The 20580-nt window shown below is 63.8% G+C and carries 14 protein-coding genes, 5 tRNA genes and 1 pseudogene; all 20 read left to right on the forward strand.

What is annotated here, in order from left to right:
* Positions 1–245: pseudogene (locus tag FVW27_RS08110) on the forward strand (peptide chain release factor N(5)-glutamine methyltransferase); the annotation flags it as partial.
* Positions 246–573: 328 nt separating this feature from the next.
* Positions 574–1524, forward strand: coding sequence for a UDP-3-O-acyl-N-acetylglucosamine deacetylase (lpxC, locus tag FVW27_RS08115; protein ID WP_167124209.1), 951 nt, complete (start codon positions 574–576; stop codon positions 1522–1524).
* Positions 1525–2158: 634 nt separating this feature from the next.
* Positions 2159–2234: transfer RNA gene (locus tag FVW27_RS08120), tRNA-Thr, on the forward strand.
* 4 nt (positions 2235–2238) lie between these two features.
* Positions 2239–2324: transfer RNA gene (locus tag FVW27_RS08125), tRNA-Tyr, on the forward strand.
* Between the two features lie 85 nt (positions 2325–2409).
* Positions 2410–2486 (forward strand) — tRNA-Gly (locus tag FVW27_RS08130).
* A gap of 33 nt (positions 2487–2519) precedes the next feature.
* Positions 2520–2595, forward strand: a tRNA-Thr gene (locus FVW27_RS08135).
* Positions 2596–2648: 53 nt separating this feature from the next.
* Entirely contained in the window at positions 2649–3842 is a 1194-nt protein-coding gene (gene tuf, locus FVW27_RS08140) for an elongation factor Tu (RefSeq protein WP_012612578.1), read from the forward strand.
* A gap of 3 nt (positions 3843–3845) precedes the next feature.
* A complete protein-coding gene (gene rpmG / locus FVW27_RS08145; protein ID WP_007523971.1) occupies positions 3846–3995 on the forward strand; it encodes a 50S ribosomal protein L33 in 150 nt (49 codons plus the stop codon).
* 14 nt (positions 3996–4009) lie between these two features.
* Positions 4010–4086 (forward strand) — tRNA-Trp (locus FVW27_RS08150).
* A gap of 156 nt (positions 4087–4242) precedes the next feature.
* Positions 4243–4494: a preprotein translocase subunit SecE gene (gene secE, locus FVW27_RS08155; protein ID WP_012612579.1), complete on the forward strand. Its 252-nt coding sequence runs from the start codon at positions 4243–4245 to the stop codon at positions 4492–4494.
* An 11-nt stretch (positions 4495–4505) separates the two neighbouring features.
* The gene (nusG, locus tag FVW27_RS08160; protein ID WP_012612580.1) at positions 4506–5060 is read left to right on the forward strand and encodes a transcription termination/antitermination protein NusG; all 555 of its coding nucleotides are present in this window, start codon (positions 4506–4508) and stop codon (positions 5058–5060) included.
* Positions 5061–5124: 64 nt separating this feature from the next.
* A complete protein-coding gene (rplK, locus tag FVW27_RS08165; protein ID WP_167124212.1) occupies positions 5125–5547 on the forward strand; it encodes a 50S ribosomal protein L11 in 423 nt (140 codons plus the stop codon).
* A gap of 139 nt (positions 5548–5686) precedes the next feature.
* A complete protein-coding gene (rplA, locus tag FVW27_RS08170; RefSeq protein WP_167124214.1) occupies positions 5687–6394 on the forward strand; it encodes a 50S ribosomal protein L1 in 708 nt (235 codons plus the stop codon).
* A 183-nt stretch (positions 6395–6577) separates the two neighbouring features.
* A complete protein-coding gene (gene rplJ / locus FVW27_RS08175; RefSeq protein ID WP_167124216.1) occupies positions 6578–7099 on the forward strand; it encodes a 50S ribosomal protein L10 in 522 nt (173 codons plus the stop codon).
* A gap of 56 nt (positions 7100–7155) precedes the next feature.
* On the forward strand, positions 7156–7539 hold the full coding sequence (gene rplL, locus FVW27_RS08180) for a 50S ribosomal protein L7/L12 (protein WP_035066574.1): 384 nt from the start codon (positions 7156–7158) through the stop codon (positions 7537–7539).
* Between the two features lie 662 nt (positions 7540–8201).
* Positions 8202–12320: a DNA-directed RNA polymerase subunit beta gene (rpoB, locus tag FVW27_RS08185; RefSeq protein WP_167124218.1), complete on the forward strand. Its 4119-nt coding sequence runs from the start codon at positions 8202–8204 to the stop codon at positions 12318–12320.
* Positions 12321–12580: 260 nt separating this feature from the next.
* Complete coding sequence (rpoC, locus tag FVW27_RS08190) at positions 12581–16738, forward strand: DNA-directed RNA polymerase subunit beta' (protein ID WP_167124220.1); 4158 nt, start codon at positions 12581–12583, stop codon at positions 16736–16738.
* A 249-nt stretch (positions 16739–16987) separates the two neighbouring features.
* A complete protein-coding gene (locus FVW27_RS08195) occupies positions 16988–17656 on the forward strand; it encodes a DUF4390 domain-containing protein (protein ID WP_167124223.1) in 669 nt (222 codons plus the stop codon).
* Positions 17657–17671: 15 nt separating this feature from the next.
* Positions 17672–20062, forward strand: coding sequence for a sensor histidine kinase (locus tag FVW27_RS08200; RefSeq protein WP_208294700.1), 2391 nt, complete (start codon positions 17672–17674; stop codon positions 20060–20062).
* 91 nt (positions 20063–20153) lie between these two features.
* Positions 20154–20580: NAD-dependent epimerase/dehydratase family protein (locus FVW27_RS08205; protein WP_167124225.1), on the forward strand; the 427-nt coding region annotated here is incomplete at its 3' end.

Consider the following 20580-nt stretch of genomic DNA (forward strand, 5'->3'; position numbering starts at 1 on the left):
TGGACGACACTGCCGCCACGCAAGGCCGGGCGGACGGCCTGGGCCACGCGCGGATACTGGTGGCCGAGGCGGGCCGGGCGCTTCGCCCCGGCGGGCTGTTCCTGATGGAGTTCGGCTGCGCGCAGGGGCAGGCCGTGGCCGACCTGTTCTTGCCGTACTCTCGGCTGTGGGCCCAGGTGGACATCCGCCGGGACCTGGCCGGGCTTGACCGGTACGTGGTGGCACGGCGCGAATCAGGCGCGTGACAGAGGCACACCACCCCGACAGCACAAGGGACGGACACACGCACACGCGGGCGTGATCGCGCAGGGGACGGCTGCCTGCGCCCTTGGCCGTCAGGCATTCTGGACTGGGCATCGTGACGCACACACGAGTGCGCGGCGACGATACGCCATGCGGACGCCACCGGAATGTGTGTTTTCCGCACCACGCAGGCTGATGCGCAAAAGCCACACAAGTGCGTGAAACACACACTCGCGCACACTCCACCGCAAACATAAACCTTACAATTCAAACACCTTGCAAAAGTCTAGATTTTGGCACGGTTCATGCTCTAACGGGGGCGGAGGGGTTATGAACCAGACCACCATCAAGAAGAACATCGATTGCTCGGGCGTCGGCCTGCACGGCGGCAAGATGGTCCACCTGACCATGCGTCCCGCCCCCGAAGACACTGGCATCGTGTTCGATATCCATACCGCCCAGGGCGTGCGCCGCGTGGCCCCCAATCCCCAGTCGGTGGTCGCCACCGGCCTTGCCACCACCCTTGGCGTATCCGGCAACGGGCATGACGCTTCGGTGGCCACCGTGGAGCACCTGCTCGCCGCCATCCGCGGCCTTGAGATCGACAATATGATCATCGAGGTGCAGGGCGGCGAAGTGCCCATCATGGACGGCAGTGCCGCCTCCTTCGTCATGCTGCTGCGCAACGCGGGCATCCGCACCCAGTCGCGCGCCCGCCGCGTGCTGCGCATCGCCAAGCCCATCAGCCACGAAAGCGACGGCAAGTCCATCCGCGCCCTGCCCTACGACGGCTTTCGCGTGGACTACACCATCGACTTCGCCCATCCGCTCATCGGCGTGCAGCACATGAGCCTGGAGGTAACCCCCCGCACCTTCGCCGAAGTGGCCAAGGCGCGCACCTTCGGCTTTCTGCGCGAGGTGGAGTACATGCACAGCAAGGGCCTGGCCCTTGGCGGTTCGCTGGACAACGCCGTGGTGCTCGACGACTACGCCGTGCTCAACGACGACGGCCTGCGCTTTCCCGACGAATTCGTGCGCCACAAGATCCTGGACTTCATCGGCGACATGGCCATGCTGGGCACCCCGCTGCAGGGGCACTTCATCGTGCACTGCTCTGGCCACGCCCTGAACAACAGCTTCCTGCGCGTGCTGACCGAGAACGCGGACATCTACCTGCAGGAAGTGACCCTGGACGAACCCGCCGCCGAACGGGCAGTTCGCCGCCCCGCCGTTGCGCCGGCCCATGCGCCGGCGCATGTGGGCCACCCCGTGACGGCCTAGCCGCCGTTTTCTCTCGCCTTTCCGGGCCGCCTTCGGGCGGCCCTTTTCGTTGTGCGCGGCGGAAAGGGCACGACGCCCGCCCCACAGGCGCGCACAGGCCAAAGTCAACGCTGCAAGCGAATGCGCGGTACAGGCATGCGGGCCGGTTTCGGATACCCACTTATTATAATGATTGGGCGCCACGTGGCACGCAACGAGGCCAGGGGCGAAAACCCGTCGCCAACGCCCGCGACGCGCCATGATGGCCCACACGGACCGCAAGGGTCGCGTCGGCCACATTGGCCGCAAGGGGAGCACCGCCAGCACGGCAACCTCCCAACACTGCCCATCCCGCTGACAGAGACAGCGTCAGGGCAACGCAGGGGCATCGTCAGGCCAGCGACCTGCCGACCTGCCGCAGAGCCTTCCCGACAGGGCACGTGGGCGCCGCCGCATGCGGGCATCGGCCATCCGGCCATCACCCCCCTTGCACAGGCACCCGAAGCCATCATCCCTTGCGCCAAAGCCCACAAAATTGTGCCCGCAAAACCGCGCCGGACGCCAATCCGTCACCCAATGCACAAAAAAACGCTCTTTGCCCCGCTTTTCCCTATTGCCTTTTCCCAGGGGAGCGGGTAGAAGGCCTTTCTCGTTGGCTGGCGTAGCTCAACTGGCAGAGCAGCTGATTTGTAATCAGCCGGTTGCGGGTTCGAGTCCCATCGCCAGCTCCACAGTGGAGGGGTTCCCGAGTGGCCAAAGGGAACAGACTGTAAATCTGTCGTCGTAAGACTTCGGTGGTTCAAATCCACCCCCCTCCACCACTTGACAAGCTATCTTGGCTGTAGGAGACAGGAAGGCCTGTCGGAGAACTACGGCTTCCTGGAAGTACGGCTACCAGCTGGACGTGCGGGAATAGCTCAAGTGGCTAGAGCATCAGCCTTCCAAGCTGAGGGTTGCGAGTTCGAGTCTCGTTTCCCGCTCCATCCTAGCCCGGGTTCTCCTCAAGCAAGCAATCGGCCCACATAGCTCAGGCGGTAGAGCACTTCCTTGGTAAGGAAGAGGTCATGAGTTCAAGTCTCATTGTGGGCTCCATTTCCGCGCCTAACGATTAACGCAAGAAGAAAACCACGCCAGGGAGAACACCTATGGGTAAGGAAAAATTTGAACGCAAGAAGCCGCATGTCAACATCGGCACCATCGGCCACATTGACCACGGCAAGACCACTCTGACCGCCGCCATCACCAAGGTGGCCGGTCTGCGCGGCAACGGCAAGTTCGTGGCGTTCGACGAAATCGACAAGGCTCCCGAAGAAAAGGAACGTGGCATCACCATCGCCACCGCCCACGTCGAATACGAAACCGCCACCCGCCACTACGCCCACGTGGACTGCCCCGGCCACGCCGACTACATCAAGAACATGATCACCGGCGCCGCCCAGATGGACGGCGGTATCCTGGTGGTCGCCGCCACCGACGGTCCCATGCCCCAGACCCGTGAGCACATCCTGCTCGCCCGTCAGGTCGGCGTGCCCTACCTGGTGGTGTTCCTGAACAAGTGCGACATGGTGGACGACGAAGAGCTGCTCGAACTCGTGGAACTCGAAGTTCGCGAACTGCTCTCCCTCTACGGCTTCCCCGGCGACGACATCCCGGTGATCCGCGGTTCGGCCCTGAAGGCCCTTGAAACCGACGATCCCAACTCCGCCGACGCCGCTCCGGTCGTGGCCCTGCTCGACGCCTGCGACAGCTACATTCCCGAACCGCAGCGCGACATCGACAAGCCCTTCCTGATGCCCATCGAAGACGTGTTCTCCATCTCCGGCCGCGGCACCGTGGTGACCGGTCGTGTGGAACGCGGCATCATCAAGGTCGGCGAAGAAGTCGAAATCGTCGGCATCAAGGACACCGTCAAGTCGACCTGCACCGGCGTCGAAATGTTCCGCAAGCTGCTCGATCAGGGCCAGGCTGGCGACAACATCGGTGCCCTGCTGCGCGGCATCAAGCGTGAAGACGTGGAACGCGGCCAGGTTCTTGCCGCTCCCAAGTCCATCAAGCCGCACCGCAAGTTCAAGGCCGAAGTGTACGTCCTGTCCAAGGAAGAAGGCGGCCGTCACACGCCGTTCTTCTCGGGCTACCGTCCGCAGTTCTACTTCCGTACCACCGACATCACCGGCATCATCGCGCTGGCTGACGGCGTCGAAATGGTCATGCCCGGCGACAACTCCACCTTCACCGTGGAACTGATTGCCCCCATCGCCATGGAGCAGGGCCTGCGCTTCGCCATCCGCGAAGGCGGCCGCACCGTTGGCGCGGGCGTGGTCTCCGAAATCCTGGAGTAAACGATGCGCGTCAATCTCCTGCTCGCCTGCACCGAGTGCAAGCGACGCAATTACGCGACCGTCAAGAACAAGAAGAATACTACCGGCCGTATCGAACTGAAGAAGTATTGTCCCTGGGACAAGAAACACACGGTTCATCGCGAAACCAAGTAGTATCCTCATAGTGCAGGGCAGTAGCTCTAACGGCTAGAGCGCCGGTCTCCAAAACCGGATGTTGGGGGTTCGAATCCCTCCTGCCCTGCCATCTCCTTTCCTAGCGGGACAGTGCACGGCAACGTGCCAAGGCGCCCCACGGCACCTTTCCGCCCGGCCCGGCGAACCGCTTGGTTCGCCCGCCGGGCGGGCCGGTCCCCCCCGAACGATGGCAAGTCGACCAGTCGAAATGGCTCCAGAGGCGACCATGGCGAAAAAGCAGCAGAACGCGCCCGAGGCGACCCCCGCCGATTCCGGCAACGGCATCGGCGACAAGATCACCCAGCTCAGGGACTACTTCGAGGAAGCCAAGGGCGAACTGCGCAAGGTCACCTGGCCCACGCGCAAGGAAACCACGGCAACGGGCATCGCCGTGCTCGTTCTCGTTTTCGTCATGTCCCTGTTCCTCGGTGTCGTGGACCTTGGGCTGACCAAGCTCGTCGAATACATCCTCTCGTGATGGACACCCCAATGACCGAATCGATCCCCACGACAGCCAAGGCCCGCTGGTTCATCGTCCATACGTACTCGGGCTTCGAGCAGCGTGTCGAACAGACCATACGCGAGATGATCCGTACCGGTCAGGCGCAGGGACTCATCGAAGAGGTCGTGGTGCCCACCGAGAAGGTCATCGAGCTCGTCAAGGGCGAGAAGCGGACCTCCACGCGGAAGTTCTACCCCGGATACGTCATGGTCAAGATGGCCATGACGGATTTCTCGTGGCATCTCGTCCAGTCCATACCCAAGGTTACCGGATTCGTCGGCGGCAAGAACCGTCCGACCCCCATGCGTGACAGCGAAGCGGAACGCATCCTGACCATGATGGAATCGCGGCAGGAGCAGCCCCGTCCGAAGTTCAACTTCGAGCGCGGGGACGAGGTTCGCGTCATAGACGGGCCTTTCGGCGGCTTCAATGGCGTCGTCGAGGACGTCAACTACGACAAGGGCAAACTCAGGGTGTCGGTCTCCATCTTCGGCAGACAGACCCCGGTCGAGCTGGACTTCGTCCAGGTTTCCAAGGGCTAGCCCCCTTTCGATGATTTTGCGCGGTAACCATCGCGGCCCGCGCCGCCCATAGAGGGACAGAACAATGGCTAAGAAAGAAGTTGCCAAGATCAAGCTGCAGATTCCGGCCGGGGCGGCCAACCCTTCCCCGCCGGTCGGTCCCGCGCTCGGCCAGCACGGGCTGAACATCATGGAATTCTGCAAGACTTTCAACGCGAAGACCATGGAGCAGAAGGGCATGATCACCCCCGTGGTGATCACCGTCTACTCCGACCGTTCCTTCACGTTCATCACCAAGACCCCGCCCGCTTCCGTGCTGCTGCTGAAGGCTGCCAAGCTCGAAAAGGGCTCTGGCGAACCGAACCGGAACAAGGTCGGGTCGGTGACCATGGCGCAGGTTGAAGAGATCGCGAAGCTGAAGCTGCCCGACCTCACCGCCAAGGATCTCGATGCGGCCACCCGCTCCGTTCTGGGCACCGCCCGGAGCATGGGCATCGAAATCAAGTAGCGTTTCGGATCAGTTGCACTGCCGTCCGCCGACAATGTCGGCCTTCCCGGCCAAGCCGGGGCGCATGTCTCCACCTTGAGAACGCGTGACCATGGCGGCAGGAGATTGCGAACGTCAGCAAAAGGAAAAGGTGGGTACAATGCCCAAGCACGGCAAGAAATATCGTTCGGCGACTGAAGGACGCGACATCGCCGAAATCTTCACCCTCGAAGACGCGGTGGCCAAGTCCCTTGCGGCTTCGTTCGCCAAGTTCGACGAAACCGTCGACGTGGCCATCTGCCTCGGCGTCGATCCCAAGTACTCCGACCAGATGGTGCGCGGCGCCGTCACCCTGCCCCATGGCCTCGGCAAGACCGTGCGCGTGGCGGTGTTCTGCAAGGGCGACAAGGAAGCCGAAGCCAAGGCCGCCGGTGCCGACTTTGCCGGTGCCGAAGAACTGGTCGCCAGGATCAAGGAAGGCTGGCTGGACTTCGACAAGGCCATCGCCACCCCCGACGTCATGGCCCTGGTCGGCCAGATCGGTCGCGTGCTCGGCCCCCGCGGCCTGATGCCCAACGCCAAGACCGGCACCGTTACCTTCGACGTGGCCACCGCTGTGAAGGAAACCAAGGCTGGCCGCGTGGAATTCAAGGTCGACAAGGCCGGCGTGCTGCATGCTCCGCTCGGCAAGGTGTCCTTCGGTCCCGAAAAGATCCTGGACAACCTGAAGTCGCTGCTTGATACCGTGACCCGCCTGAAGCCGGCCACGGCCAAGGGCACCTACATGAAGGCCATGGCGGTTTCCACCACCATGGGCCCCGGCTTCAAGGTTGACCCGACCACCATCAAGAAGTTCCTCGAAGGCTAACCCCTTCGGTGATATTTGGCCCGACTGCTTGCAGTCGGGCCTTTACCGGCTACAGGCCCGGAAATACGAGTCGAAGAAAGCAGGCAGCACGGGTTCTCCGCCCTTGCGTTAAGCCCTGCCGAGACAACTGTGTCTTTGGCTCGGCATTTCCACCCAGACACACCCGAACCTGAGGAGAGTCACGTGAACAGGTCCGAGAAAGCAGCCATCATCGAGCAGCTGAAAGCTCGTGCTGAAGGCGCTTCCATCGCGGTCGTGACCGACTTCAAGGGTATGTCGGTGGAAGAGCTGACCCGTCTCAGAGTGAAGCTTCGTGAAAGCGGCGCGGAATACCACGTCGTGAAGAACACCCTGGCACGGATCGCCTTTACCGACGGAGCGCATGACGTCATCAAAGACGTGTTCAAAGAGAACTGCGCCGTCGCCCTTGGGTTCGCTGATCCCGTCGCTGTGGCAAAGGCGGTTACCGACTTTGCCAAGACGAGCAAGATCTTTGCGGTGCGCCACGGCAGCCTTGAAGGCAAGTTCCTTTCCGGGGAACAGGTCTCTGACCTCGCCAAGCTGCCCAGCAAGCCCGAACTGATCGCGCGCGCTCTTGGCACGATGAACGCCGTGCCCACCAACTTCGTTTCGCTGTTCGCCAACATCATCCGTGGCCTTCTCTATGCCCTGAAGGGCATTGAAGAGAAGAAGGCCGCGGCCTAGGCAACACCGGAATCGAACCCAACCCTTACGCCAAAGACACCCGAAAGGAGCAAATCATGTCCAGCATCACCAAGGAACAGGTCGTCGAATTCATCGCCAACATGACCGTCCTCGAACTTTCCGAGTTCATCAAGGAACTTGAAGAAAAGTTCGGCGTGTCCGCCGCCGCTCCGGCCATGGCCATGGTTGCCGCCGGTCCCGCTGAAGCCGCCCCGGCCGAAGAAGAAAAGACCGAATTCGACGTTATCCTGAAGGCCGCTGGCGCCAACAAGATCGGCGTCATCAAGGTTGTGCGCGCCCTGACCGGCCTTGGCCTCAAGGAAGCCAAGGACAAGGTTGACGGCGCTCCCTCCACCCTGAAGGAAGCCGTTTCCAAGGAAGAAGCCGAAGAAGCCAAGAAGCAGCTGGTGGAAGCCGGCGCCGAAGTCGAAATCAAGTAGACTCGGTTCGCTGCGCCGCACAGGCGATCGGAATGGCGCGGGCGAGTTCATCGCCCGCGCTTCTTCTGCTTTGTCGCCCCGTACGGCAGAATGGCATTTCGGGTGGCGGCCACGAACCAGGGACATGTTCCGGAATTTCCGGCAGATGCATGCGGTCGCGGTCTTCACGGGACGGGATGGGACGGGATGACGGGACGGGCTTTCCCACGGGAATGCCACGTTGGATCGGAAGCGAGTACGCGGCAAGCCGCACGGACTTGCATAATTTTTCCGAAACGACTATTGTTGCAATTTGGTCGAACTCACTTCGCACCAATCCAGCTCCTGACCCGGGCGGTACGTTGTACGCTGCACCCCTCTTTTCTACCCCCCGAACCGACAGCCTTTCCGGTGGGCGCGTCGCTCTTGTCGCGCGTCCGCTTTGCCTTGTCCGCGGTACGGCGTTGAAGGGTACCCCCCTTCGCGCGGCCGCCTTTCGTTGTCGCTTCGCCCCGGCAGCCGCGCATCACGCGCCCGTTGCCCCCGAATCGCGGGACCATGGCCACGCCGCCGGTCCCGCTGCCAGCGTGCCGTGCACGCGTCCGCTCCATCCGACCCGCACGGGTCGTTCGGCCTCTCGCGCTGAGAGCCCCGCCGGAAAACCGTCTTTCTGAGGTGAAACCATGGGCCAACTCACGAAAAAGTTCGGCAAGATTCCCGTATCGCTCGGCATTCCGCACCTCCTGAACCTTCAGGTGGACTCGTACGTCAAGTTCCTTCAGGAAGGCCTTGCCGAACGCAAGACCGACGAGGGCCTTGAAGGGGTCTTCCGGTCCGTGTTCCCCATCGAGGACTTCAACCGCACCGCCAGCCTCGAATACGTCAGCTACGACATCGGCGAACCCAAGTTCGACCAGGCGGAGTGCATCTCGAAGGGCCTCACCTACGAAGCGCCCATCCGCATCAAGGTGCGGCTCGTGGTTTACGACGTCGACGACGATTCCGGCAACCGCACCATCCGCGACATCAAGGAACAGGACATCTATTTCGGCACCCTGCCGCTGATGACCGAGAAGGGCACCTTCATCATCAACGGCACCGAGCGTGTCATCGTCAACCAGTTGCAGCGTTCGCCGGGCATCATCTTCGAGCACGATTCGGGCAAGACCCATTCGAGCCGCAAGGTGCTGTATTCCTGCCGCGTCATTCCCATGCGCGGCTCGTGGCTCGACTTCGACTTCGACCACAAGGACATCCTGTACGTCCGCATCGACCGCCGCCGCAAAATGCCCGCCACCATCCTGTTCAAGGCCATGGGCATGACCAAGACGGACATTCTGGACTACTTCTACAAGAAGGAGTTCTACCGCATTTCCGCCGATGGCCGCGTGTTCTGGGAAGTGCAGAAGGACATGTTCCGCAAGGATTCGGCCTTTGCCGACATCGCGGGCCCCGATGGCACCGTGTTCGTCAAGGCGGGCAAGCCCATCACCAAGCGCGCCTGGCGCCAGATCTGCGAAGCGGGTCTTGAAGCCATCGAAGTGGCCGCCGACACCCTGGACGGCCTGTTCCTGGCCGAAGACGTGGTGAACCCGGCCACCGGCGAAGTGCTGGCCGAAGCCGCCGACGAAGTGACCCCCGGCGTGCAGGAACGCCTGCGCGAGGCGGGCATCGACCGCCTGCCCATCCTGCACACCAAGGGCATCGACACCTCGTCCTCGCTGCGCGACACCCTGGTGCTGGACAAGACCGCCGACAAGGAAGCCGCCCAGGTGGAAATCTACCGCCGCCTGCGCCCCTCGTCGCCGCCCACGCCCGAAATCGCGGAAAGCTTCTTCGACAACCTGTTCCGCAGCCCGGACTACTACGACCTTTCCCCGGTGGGCCGCTACAAGCTGAACCAGCGCCTTGGCCTCGACCAGTCGCTGGAACTGCGCGTGCTGACCGACGAGGACATCCTGACCGCCATCCGCGTGCTGCTGCACCTGAAGGACAGCCACGGCCCGGCCGACGACATCGACCATCTGGGCAACCGCCGCGTGCGGCCCGTGGGCGAACTGGTGGAAAACCAGTACCGCATCGGCCTTGTGCGCATGGAACGGGCGATCAAGGAACGCATGAGCCTGCAGGAAGTTTCCACGCTCATGCCGCACGACCTGATCAACCCCAAGCCGGTGGCCGCCGTGCTGAAGGAATTCTTCGGCACCTCGCAGCTCTCGCAGTTCATGGACCAGACCAACGCCCTGTCGGAAGTGACGCACAAGCGCCGCCTGTCCGCCCTGGGCCCCGGCGGCCTGACCCGCGAACGCGCGGGCTTCGAAGTGCGCGACGTGCACACCTCGCACTACGGCCGCATCTGCCCCATCGAAACGCCGGAAGGTCCGAACATCGGCCTCATCGTGTCGCTGACCACCTACGCCAAGGTGAACGACTACGGCTTCATCGAGACGCCGTACCACGTCATCCGCGAAACCAAGATGACCGGCGAAGTGGTCTACCTCGACGCCTCGCGCGAGCACGGTGAAGTCATCGCCCAGGCCAACGCGCCCTTCGACGCCGAAGGCAAGCTGGCCGACGAATACGTCACCACCCGCGTCAAGGGCGACGTGCTCATGTCCCCGCGCGAAGAAGTGACCCTGATGGACGTTTCGCCCAGCCAGATGGTGTCCATCTCCGCCGCGCTGATTCCGTTCCTGGAACACGACGACGCCAACCGCGCGCTCATGGGTTCGAACATGCAGCGCCAGGCCGTGCCGCTGCTGCAGTGCGAAAAGCCCATCGTGGGCACGGGCATGGAAGGTCCGGTGGCCCAGGACTCCGGCGCGTGCATCATCGCCGAAGGTCCGGGCATCGTGCGCTACGCCGACGCCGACCGCATCATCGTCAGCTACGAAAACGGCCTGTACCCCGAACGGGGCGGCGTGCGCGCGTACGACCTGCAGAAGTTCCACAAGTCCAACCAGAACTCCTGCTTCGGTCAGAAGCCCACCTGCCACCCCGGCCAGGTTGTCGTCAAAGGCGACATCCTTGCCGACGGCCCGGGCATCGAGGACGGCGAACTGGCCCTGGGCAAGAACCTGGTGGTCGCGTTCATGCCGTGGTGCGGCTACAACTTCGAAGACTCCATCCTCATCTCCGAGCGCACCGTGAAGGAAGACACCTTCACCTCGGTGCACATCGAAGAATTCGAAGTCGTCGCGCGCGACACCAAGCTGGGACCGGAAGAAATCACCCGCGACATTCCCAACGTGGGCGAGGACATGCTGCGCAACCTGGACGGCAGCGGGATCATTCGCATCGGGGCCAACGTGAAGCCGGACGACATCCTCGTCGGCAAGATCACCCCCAAGGGCGAAACCCAGCTGACCCCGGAAGAAAAGCTGCTGCGCGCCATCTTCGGCGACAAGGCCCGCGACGTGAAGAACACCTCGCTCAAAGTACCCCCGGGCATCGAGGGCACCGTCATCGAGGTCAAGGTGTTCAACCGCCGCTCCGGTGAAAAGGACGAGCGCGCCCGCCTGATCGAGGAATACGAACTGGGCCGCCTGGACCGCAAGGAACAGGACCACATCCGCGGCCTTGGCGACGCCACCCGCGTGAAGCTGATGGCCGTGGTGGAAGGCAAGCAGATCGCCACCACCCTGGCGGGCAAGAAGAAGGGCGAGGTCATCGCCGAGGCCGGTGCCTCCGTCACCGCCGAGATGCTGGCCGACGTGCCCCTGAAGAAGTTCGCCGGGCTGTTCAAGAACCGCGAGGTCAACGAAGCCGTGGACGCCCTGCTGGAAAGCTATGACCAGCAGGTGCAGTTCATCAGCAACATCTACGAATCCAAGCGCGGCAAGGTGACCGAAGGGGACGACCTGCCCCCCGGCGTCATCAAGATGGTCAAGGTCTACATCGCCGTGAAGCGCAAGCTTTCGGTGGGTGACAAGATGGCCGGCCGTCACGGGAACAAGGGCGTCGTCTCCTGCATCCTGCCCGCCGAGGACATGCCGTTCTTCGCGGACGGTCGCCCGGTGGACATCGTGCTGAACCCCCTTGGCGTGCCTTCGCGTATGAACATCGGCCAGATCATGGAAACCCACCTCGGGTGGGCCGCCAAGGAAATGGGCCGTCAGCTCGCCGAAATGCTGGAGCGCAACGACCCGCTGAAGGCACTGCGCAACGAGGTGAAGCGGGCGTTCGATTCCGCCGCCATCGACTCGCTGGTCGATTCCATGGACGACGACGACTTCCGCGCCGCCGTGGCCAAGCTCGGCCGCGGCATCGTGACCAAGACCCCCGTGTTCGACGGCGCGGCGGAAGAGGAAATCTGGTCGTGGCTGGTGCGGGCCAACATCGACGAGGACGGCAAGACCGTGCTGTACGATGGCCGCACCGGTGAACGGTTCCACAACCGTGTCACCACCGGCGTCATGTACATGCTGAAGCTCCACCACCTGGTCGACGAAAAGATTCACGCCCGCTCCACCGGCCCCTACTCACTGGTGACCCAGCAGCCCCTTGGCGGCAAGGCCCAGTTCGGCGGTCAGCGCTTGGGTGAAATGGAAGTGTGGGCGCTGGAAGCGTACGGCGCGGCCTACCTGCTGCAGGAATTCCTGACCGTGAAGTCGGACGACGTGACCGGCCGCGTGAAAATGTACGAGAAGATCGTGAAGGGCGACAACTTCCTGGAAGCCGGTCTGCCCGAATCGTTCAACGTGCTCGTCAAGGAACTCATGTCGCTGGGCCTCGACGTCACGCTGCACCAGGAAGAAGGCAAGAAGCGCCCGAAGCGCGTCGGCTTCATGAACGCGCTGTAATGGTATACGATTTTGGGTAAGAGCCGCCGGGGAGGGGACCTTTTGAAGAAGGTCTTTCTCCCCGGCCCCTCCCCCCAAAACTTTTCATACGTCTACGCACAACGTTTTCTCCGCCCCCCTCAACCGTCGCACCCGCGCACCGCGCGAAGGGTGACGAACACGGGGTCAAGGGGGCCACAGCCCCTCTTGTGGGGGTGCAGGGGGCAAGCCCCCCTGCTCACCGAAGGCGTGCAAACAACCTTTTCGGGTAGGGACACGATATGACCTTAGACGATCTGTTCACCGTCCGGGGCGCGTCGGCCAACGTCGCGAACATCCGCAACCTGAAGGCGATCCAGATCTCCATCGCCGCGCCGGAAAGCATTCGCGAATGGTCGTACGGCGAGGTGAAGAAGCCCGAGACCATCAACTACCGCACCTTCAAGCCCGAGCGGGACGGTCTGTTCTGCGCCAAGATATTCGGGCCCGTGAAGGACTACGAGTGCAACTGCGGCAAGTACAAGCGCATGAAGCACCGTGGCATCGTGTGCGAAAAGTGCGGGGTCGAGGTCATCGCCTCCAAGGTGCGCCGCGAACGCATGGGCCACATCGAACTGGCCGCGCCCGTCGCGCACATCTGGTTCCTGAAGACCCTGCCCTCGAAGATCGGCACCCTGCTCGACATGACCATGGCCGACCTCGAAAAGGTGCTGTACTTCGACTCGTACATCGTGCTCGATCCGGGCAGCACCAACCTCGCCAAGATGCAGGTCATCTCCGAGGACCAGTACCTTCAGGTCATCGACCACTACGGCGAGGACGCCCTTGTCGTGGGCATGGGCGCCGAAGCCGTGCGCAGCCTGCTCGAGGAACTGAACCTCGAGGAACTGCGCGCCATGCTGCGCGAAGAATCGCAGGCCACCAAGTCGCAGACCAAGAAGAAAAAGCTCACCAAGCGCCTCAAGATCGTCGAAGCGTTCCTGGAGTCGGCCAACAAGCCGGAATGGATGGTGATGGAAGTCATCCCCGTCATTCCGCCCGAACTGCGCCCCCTGGTTCCGCTGGACGGCGGCCGCTTCGCCACGTCGGACCTGAACGACCTGTACCGCCGCGTCATCAACCGCAACAACCGCCTCAAGCGGCTGATGGAACTGGGCGCGCCCGACATCATCATCCGCAACGAAAAGCGCATGTTGCAGGAAGCCGTTGACGCCCTGTTCGACAACGGTCGCCGCGGCCGTGCCATCACCGGCACCAACGGCCGCCCGCTGAAGTCGCTGTCGGACATGATCAAGGGCAAGCAGGGCCGGTTCCGCCAGAACCTGCTCGGCAAGCGCGTGGACTACTCCGGCCGTTCGGTCATCGTGGTGGGCCCCAAGCTGAAACTGCACCAGTGCGGCCTGCCCAAGAAGATGGCGCTGGAACTGTTCAAGCCCTTCATCTATTCCGAGCTCGAAAAGAGAGGCCTGGCCTCCACCATCAAGAGCGCCAAGAAGATGGTGGAGCGCGAGGAACTGGTGGTGTGGGACATCCTGGAAGAGGTGGTGCGCGAGTACCCCATCCTGCTCAACCGCGCCCCCACCCTGCACCGTCTGGGCATCCAGGCCTTCGAACCCCTGCTGGTCGAAGGCAAGGCCATCCAGCTGCACCCGCTGGTCTGCTCGGCCTACAACGCCGACTTCGACGGCGACCAGATGGCCGTGCACGTGCCCCTTTCGGTCGAAGCGCAGATCGAATGCCGCGTGCTCATGATGAGCACCAACAACATCCTTTCCCCGGCCAACGGTTCGCCGGTCATCGTGCCCTCGCAGGACATCGTCCTCGGGCTGTACTACATGACCGTGGAGCGTTCGTTCGAAAAGGGCGAGGGCATGGCCTTCTGCGCCCCGTGGGAAGTGGTGGCGGCCTACGATTCCGGCTCCGTCTCGCTGCATGCGCGCGTCAAGGTGCGCATGGAAGACGGCAAGACCGTGGACACCACCCCCGGCCGCATCCTGGTCTGGGAAGTGCTGCCCAACGGCGTGGGCTTCGAGTTCGTCAACTGCACCCTGACCAAGAAGAACATCGCCCGTCTGGTGGGCGCCGCCTACCGTGACGCGGGCACCAAGGCCGCCGTCATCCTGTGCGACCGCCTGAAGGACGTGGGCTACGAATACGCCACGCGCGCGGGCATCACCATCGGCGTGAAGGACCTGCGCATCCCGTCCAAGAAGAAGGCCATGCTCGAAGCCTCGCAGAACGAGGTGGACGACATCGAACGCCAGTACCGCGACGGCATCATCACCCGTACCGAAAAGTACAACAAGGTGGTGGACGTCTGGACCAAGGCCACCCAGGACATCTCCAACGAGATGACCAAGGAAATCTCGCACGACATCCTCGTGGACCCCAAGACCGGGAAGGAAGAAGTCAACAGCAGCTTCAACCCGATCTTCATGATGTCCACCTCTGGCGCGCGAGGCAACCAGGACCAGATGCGCCAGCTTGCGGGCATGCGCGGCCTGATGGCCAAGCCTTCGGGCGAAATCATCGAAACGCCCATCACCTCGAGCTTCCGCGAAGGCCTCGACGTGCTGCAGTACTTCAACTCCACCCACGGCGCGCGAAAGGGCCTTGCCGACACCGCGCTGAAGACGGCGAACTCGGGTTACCTTACCCGCCGCCTGGTGGACGTGGTGCAGGACGTCATCGTCAGCGAGCTTGACTGCGGCACCGTGGACGGCATCGAGATCGGCCACTTCGTCAAGGGCGGCGACATCAAGGTGCGCCTGGCCGACCGCGTGCTGGGCCGCGTGCTGCTGTACCCCGTGTTCGACCCCGAAACCCGCGAACTGCTGTTCCCCGAAAACACGCTGATCGACGAAAACGTGGCCCAGACCCTGGAAGCCACGGGCATCAGCACGGTGACCATCCGTTCGGCCCTGACCTGCCAGAGCGAGCGCGGCGTGTGCGCCCGCTGCTACGGGCGCGACCTCGCGCGCGGCCACCTCGTCAACATCGGCGAGACCGTGGGCATCATCGCCGCCCAGTCCATCGGCGAACCGGGCACCCAGCTGACCATGCGCACGTTCCACATCGGCGGCACCGCGTCGCGCGAAATCGAACGTTCCAGCATCGTGTCGCAGCACCCGGGCCGCGTGATCCTGTCGCGCGTGAAGGCCGTGCGCAACCGCGACGGCCAGATGATGGTGCTTGGCAAGAGCGGCCAGATCGCCATCGTGGACGACCAGGGCCGCGAACGCGAAAAGTACATCCTGCCCAACGGTTCCCGCCTGAACGTCGCCGACGGCAGCGAGATCAAGAAGGGCGTCATCCTTGCCGAATGGGACCCGTTCAACGAACCGTTCGTCTCGGAAGTGGAAGGTACGGTCAAGTTCACCGACATCATCGAGGGCAAGACCTACCAGGAAAAGATGGACGACGCGACGCGCATGACCACGCAGTCGATCATCGAATACCGCACCACCAACTTCCGTCCGTCCATCTCCATCTGCGACGAGAACGGCGACCCCAAGATACGCAGCGGCAACCTGCCCGCCACGTATTCGCTGCCCGTCGGCGCGCTGATCATGGTGAAGGCCGGGCAGGAAGTGCAGGCCGGCGACATCATCGCGCGCAAGCCGCGTGAATCGTCCAAGACCAAGGACATCGTGGGTGGTCTGCCCCGCGTGGCCGAGCTGTTCGAAGTGCGCAAGCCGAAGGACATGGCCGTGGTGTCCGAAATCGACGGTACGGTCACCTTTGCCGGTGAAACCAAGGGCAAGCGCAAGCTGGTGGTCACCCCCGAAACGGGCGAGGCCAAGGAATACCTGGTGCCCAAGGGCAAGCACATCACCGTTTCCGACGGCGACTTCGTGGAAGCCGGTGAACTGCTGACCGAAGGCCATCCGGAACTGCACGACATCCTGCGCACCAAGGGCGAGAAGTTCCTGGCCCGCTACCTGGTGGACGAAATCCAGGAAGTGTACCGCTTCCAGGGCGTGGGTATCGACGACAAGCACATCGAAGTCATCGTGCGCCAGATGCTGCGCAAGATCACCGTGCTCGATCCGGGCGGCACCAGCTTCCTGGTGGGCGAGCAGGTGGACAAGGGCGAATTCCGTCAGGAAAACTCCCGCGCCATGGGCGAGGGCCGCACCCCGGCCACTGCAGAGCCGCTGGTGCTCGGCATCACACAGGCTTCGCTGACCACCTCGTCGTTCATCTCGGCGGCGTCGTTCCAGGAAACCACCAAGGTGCTGACCGAAGCCTCCCTGCGAGGCAAGATGGACTACCTGCGCGGCCTGAAGGAAAACGTCATCGTGGGTCGCCTGATCCCCGCCGGGACCGGCTACCGCGAGTACGTGCACTCCGACATCTCGGTGCCGGAACAGAAGGAACGCCCGGACAAGTTCCTGGAAGACCTGGAAGACAATCCGCTGCTGGTGGACATCTTCTAGGCAGGGCTTGCGCCATTAAGAAGGTAAGACAGGGCCTCCGCTTTCGGGCGGGGGCCCTTTTCTTGTTGTGCGATGGGAAGGAAGAGCGAGGGAAACGTCATGCGTTGATGAACGCGGCTTCTACGAAGACAGTCGTGCCCAACAACGCACAACACTTCCCCCACCCAACCACCGTCACCGTCTTGCCATCATTCCCCGGCTGTGCGAAAACGTGGTGCCTTGAGCGGGCATCCACGACAAGGACACTCAATGCCGCCGCACTCCCTGCTTCGCCGTTCCTGCTCCCAGCCGCACCGGCCCGCCCCGGTCCGGCCTTTTGGCGTGCGCGCCCTGTCCGCCGCCAACGGCCTTGCCTCTCCCCTTCTTCTGTGCATCCTGCTCGCCCTCTTCCTGCTGACCGCCGCCACCCCGGCACAGGCCGCGCCCCCACGCCAGTTCGTGCTCGATACCTTCGCCATCGAAACCCGTGACGGCACTCTGGTGCTGCGCCTGGGCGTTGGCGTGGACGATCCCGATGGCCTGCGCGACCTGTTGAAGGACGGCGCGGAAATGGAACTGCGCGGCACGGCCACGCTCACCCGCCGCCGGGGCGTGCTGCCCGACGTGACCCTGGCCGAAAAGACCTTTGCCTGCGTGCTGCGGCATGACACCCTGACCCGCGAGTTCGAGCTGCGTCTGGAAGGCCGCGAGGCCCCCTGGCGCGACAAAAACCTTGGCCGCCTGCTGGAGGGCACCTGGAAACGCCTGGTGCTGCCGCTGGCCCCCATCGCCGGGCTGGAAAAGGGTGAGCCGCACCGTGTTTCGCTGGCCCTGTCCCTGCGCCACACCGACGTGCCGCCCTGGCTTTCGCGCACCCTGTTCTTCTGGTCCTGGGAAGTCGTGCCCGACGCGACCTTCACGCAGGACTTCACCTACTGACCCCCCGCCCCCCCCATGGCCCGCCCCACCGTAACGCCCGACCCGCCCTCCGGCCGCCCGCCAGACGGACAGTCGGGCGAGCGTGGTTCTGCCGGGCTCCCGGATCAGCGCCATCCGCACGATGACCAGGACATCCCGCGCGTCATCCGGGTGAACCCCAGCGACTCGCGTGAACGCAAGCGCCGCCAGCGCGAAATCTACGGGGCGGCGGGCGTGCTGTTGGCCATGCTGGTGGCCACCTGGGTCGAACTGAACCTGTTCGGCGTCGATTCCTACATCTTCCTCGTTTTGCTGAACATCAACTTCATCCTGTTGCTGGTGGTGCTGTTCATCGTGCTGCGCAACGGAGTGAAGCTGATTCTCGAGCGCCGCCGCCGGGTGTTCGGTTCGCACCTGCGCACCCGGCTGGTGCTGGCCTTCATGGCCCTGTCGCTGGTGCCCACGGTGATCATGTTCCTGGCCTCCAACCGGGTGGTGGGCACCTCGGTGGACTACTGGTTCAACAACCAGGTGGAAATTTCGCTGGACAGTGCCCTGGACGTGGGGCGCAGCTTCTACACCGCCTCCGCCGACCGGTTGCGCGCGCGCGGCGAATCAATCGTGGCGGAAATAGCCGACCGCCACCTGACCTGGGGCGGTCAGGCCATGGATACCCTGCTGGAACGCAAGCGCAAGGAATACGGCCTGTCGCTGACCGGGGTGGTCACCCCTGGACAGGTGGAGCAGAACTGGCACGCCCCGCCGGACCTGGCCCCCACCTGGAAGGAAGCCCGGCGCAGGATCGCCTGGGACCAGGCGGCGGCACAGCGCTACGTGTCGCTGCTGTGGAAGGGCGAGAGCGCCGACTACGTCTTCGGGGTGCTGGCCGTGGACGGTGGCCGCACCGGCTATCTGGTGGTGGGTGAATCCATCGGTGAAGGGGTGATGCTGAAGCTGGAACGCATCGCCCAGGGCTTCGACGATTACAAGAAGCTGAAAACGCTGAAGCGGCCGCTGAAGGTTTCGTTCCTGTTCATCCTCGCGGTGCTCAGCGTGCTGATCATCCTGGGGGCCATCTGGTTCGGTTTCCGGCTTTCCAAGGAACTCACCGCACCCATCCTGGCCCTGGCAAAAGGCACCGAGCGCATCGCGCGGGGCGACCTGTCCTTCCGGCTGGAAGACGCGTCCACCGACGAACTGGGGCTGCTGGTGCGCTCGTTCAACCGCATGGCCGAAGACCTGTCCGTCAGCCGCACCCGACTCACCGACGTCAACGAAATGCTGGCCCTGCAGAACGTGGAGATCGGCGAGCGCAGCCGGTACATCGCCACCGTGCTCGACAACATCGCGGCGGGGGTGGTCTCTTTCGGCCCGGACGACCGGGTGGCCACCATCAACGCCGCCGCCTGCGCCATGTTCGGGGTGGAGCCGGACACGATCGTGGGCCGCGACCCGCGCGAGTTCCTTTCCGACGAAGACGCGACCTTGAACCGCGAAATGCTGGACGAGGTGCGCGCGCGGCCCGGTCGCCGCTGGCAGCGACAGGTGGAATACGGCAAGGGCGACCGCGCCCTGAAGCTGCTGCTCACCTCCGTCAGCCTCACCACGCCCGAAGGCGAGTACCGGGGCGCCGTGGCCGTTTTCGAGGACATCACCGAGCTTGAGCGCATGCAGCGCATGGCCGCCTGGCGCGAAGTGGCGCGGCGCATCGCCCACGAAATCAAGAACCCGCTCACCCCCATCAAACTTTCGGCCCAGCGGCTGGAACGCAAGTTCGCCGGTGCCGTGGGCGACCCCGTGTTCGGCCAGTGCACCGACCTCATCGTACGCCAGGTGGAACACCTGCAACAGATGGTGGAAGAATTCTCCGCCTTCGCCAAGCTGCCGGAGGTAACACCCCGGCCCGGCAACCTCACCCCGCTGCTGGAGGAACTGACCGCCCTGTTCCGCAACAGCCACAGCAACATCTCGTGGACGCTGGACATTCCCGCGCCGCTGCCGGTGCTGCCCATGGACCAGGAAGCGCTGCACCGGGCCTTCCTGAACATCCTGACCAACGCGGCGGAAGTGCTGCAAGGCCGCACCGACGGCGCGGTGACCATCACCGCCGTGCACAACACGGCCCTGAACCTGGTGCGGGTGGACGTGGCCGACAACGGACCCGGCCTGACGCCGGAAGAACGTTCGCGCCTGTTCGAACCCTACTTTTCGCGCAAGAAGGGCGGCACGGGCCTTGGCCTGACCATCGTGAAGTCGGTGGTGTCGGATCACCGCGGCTACGTGCGCGCCCATGCCGCCCCCCGCGCGCCAGAGGGGCCGGATGGACCGATGCGGCAAGACATGCCCGAGACGCCCGGCGCGTCCCCCGCGCAGCGCACCCCCGGAAACTCCGGCACCGTTGTCACCGTCGAGCTTCCTGTGGCATAAGGGAACGTATACCGGTACTCCGTGACCGCGCATGGTGCGCGGCTGCGGCACCTTTTCCCGCCCACTGCGGCACACGCCACGGAGTCTCTGCATGCACGTCGTCATCCTTGGGGGCACGGGCTTCATCGGTTCGGCCCTCGCCCGTGCCTTGCTGGCGCGGGGCGATACGGTCACCATCCCCTCACGCGCGCCGCGCGCCGCCGTGGTGCACGGCATCGTCCACGCACCATGGAACGGACGCGACCCGGAATCGCTGACCCGCCTGCTGGAGGGCGCGCAGGCGGTGGTCAATCTGCTGGGTGAAAACATTGCCGGGGGCCGCTGGACGCCGCAGCGCAAGGCACGCATCGTGGACAGCCGCGTGGCGGCCGGGCAGGCAGTGGCCGCGGCACTGGGCGCCATGAACGGCGCGGGCCTTCCGGCGGTGCCTCCGGCGGTGCTGGTGCAGGCGTCGGCCGTGGGGTATTATGGTGCCTGGCCCGACATGGCCACCGCCCCCCGCTGCGGCGAAGACGCCC

The organism is Nitratidesulfovibrio liaohensis, from assembly GCF_011682075.1.
GTDB classification, from domain to species: Bacteria; Desulfobacterota; Desulfovibrionia; order Desulfovibrionales; family Desulfovibrionaceae; genus Cupidesulfovibrio; species Cupidesulfovibrio liaohensis.

Excerpts from the sequence above, each read along its gene's own strand:
- lpxC (WP_167124209.1), top strand. The coding sequence starts at position 574 with ATGAACCAGACCACCATCAAGAAGAACATCGATTGCTCGGGCGTCGGC.
- tuf (WP_012612578.1), top strand. The coding sequence starts at position 2,649 with ATGGGTAAGGAAAAATTTGAACGCAAGAAGCCGCATGTCAACATCGGC.
- rpmG (WP_007523971.1), top strand. The coding sequence starts at position 3,846 with ATGCGCGTCAATCTCCTGCTCGCCTGCACCGAGTGCAAGCGACGCAAT.
- secE (WP_012612579.1), top strand. The coding sequence starts at position 4,243 with ATGGCGAAAAAGCAGCAGAACGCGCCCGAGGCGACCCCCGCCGATTCC.
- nusG (WP_012612580.1), top strand. The coding sequence starts at position 4,506 with ATGACCGAATCGATCCCCACGACAGCCAAGGCCCGCTGGTTCATCGTC.
- rplK (WP_167124212.1), top strand. The coding sequence starts at position 5,125 with ATGGCTAAGAAAGAAGTTGCCAAGATCAAGCTGCAGATTCCGGCCGGG.
- rplA (WP_167124214.1), top strand. The coding sequence starts at position 5,687 with ATGCCCAAGCACGGCAAGAAATATCGTTCGGCGACTGAAGGACGCGAC.
- rplL (WP_035066574.1), top strand. The coding sequence starts at position 7,156 with ATGTCCAGCATCACCAAGGAACAGGTCGTCGAATTCATCGCCAACATG.
- rpoB (WP_167124218.1), top strand. The coding sequence starts at position 8,202 with ATGGGCCAACTCACGAAAAAGTTCGGCAAGATTCCCGTATCGCTCGGC.
- rpoC (WP_167124220.1), top strand. The coding sequence starts at position 12,581 with ATGACCTTAGACGATCTGTTCACCGTCCGGGGCGCGTCGGCCAACGTC.
- FVW27_RS08195 (WP_167124223.1), top strand. The coding sequence starts at position 16,988 with ATGCCGCCGCACTCCCTGCTTCGCCGTTCCTGCTCCCAGCCGCACCGG.
- FVW27_RS08200 (WP_208294700.1), top strand. The coding sequence starts at position 17,672 with ATGGCCCGCCCCACCGTAACGCCCGACCCGCCCTCCGGCCGCCCGCCA.